The organism is Paraburkholderia sp. CNPSo 3076 (assembly GCF_026343935.1).
Lineage (GTDB): Bacteria > Pseudomonadota > Gammaproteobacteria > Burkholderiales > Burkholderiaceae > Paraburkholderia > Paraburkholderia nodosa.
In genome coordinates this window covers 1-952 of the sequence record NZ_JAPMAL010000125.1, presented here as the reverse complement: position 1 = coordinate 952, position 952 = coordinate 1, and the positions used below count along the sequence as shown (strand labels likewise).

Below are 952 nucleotides of genomic sequence, written 5' to 3'. Positions count from 1 at the left end.
GAGCGCAAACAATTGCTGTCGGCGGCTCGTAGTCAAACGGTGCGCGCAGCAGACACGCGGCGTGCCCGGTTGATCCTGATGCTTGACGACGGAGAGACACGTGAGGCGATCATGCAGCGGCTGCGCTGTGACTCCCGCTTCATTAGCCGTTGGTCGAGCCGGTTTCTGGCCGAGCGGCTGGCAGGCCTGTACGCGCGCCATCCCGGACGAGCCCCGGTGCATCCGCCTGAAAAGCTGGAAGCGCGGGTTTTGAATCTCACGCTCAAGCACCGGCCTGCGGACGGCTCGACGCATTGGAGCAGCTATAAGCTTGCTGCGGCTTTGGGTGATGTGGGCGCCTCGACGGTGCAGCGCATCTGGCGCAAGCACGGCGTGCGGCCCCATCGGCTCGATACGCACATGGTCTCAAATGATCCTGACTTCGAGACCAAGGCGGCAGACGTGATCGGTCTGTATCTGAACCCTCCCGCACACGCGGTGGTGTTCTGCGTCGACGAGAAGACGGCAATTCAGGCCCTGGATCGTAAAGACCGGATGCTGCCGCTGTCGCCCGGGCGCGCCGAGAGTCACGGCTTCGAATACAAGCGCAACGGCACGCTGAGCCTGTTCGCTGCGCTCAACACGACAACCGGGGAAGTCATCGGCAAAACGGCGCCACGCCATACCAGCGAGCAGTTCGTGGCCTTCCTCACCGACGTTATCGCCAGCCAGCAGCCCAAACAAGAGATCCATGTGATCTGCGACAACGTCAGCAGCCACAAGACCCCGCGCGTGCAAGAGTTCCTGCGGCAACACCGAAACGTGCGGTTGCATTACACGCCGACCTATACCTCCTGGCTAAATCAGGTGGAGAACTGGTTCTCGCGCATCCAGCGCGACGTGATTGCGCGAGGTATCTTCACCACGGTAAAGGATCTGGAGCGCAAGCTGATGCGCTATATCCGCGAGCACA

At 61.7% G+C, this 952-nt stretch carries 1 protein-coding gene; it reads left to right on the top strand.

Annotation, left to right across the window (positions count from 1 at the left end):
- Positions 1-952: IS630 family transposase (locus M3A49_RS42325; protein ID WP_266233988.1), on the top strand; the 952-nt coding region annotated here is incomplete at both ends.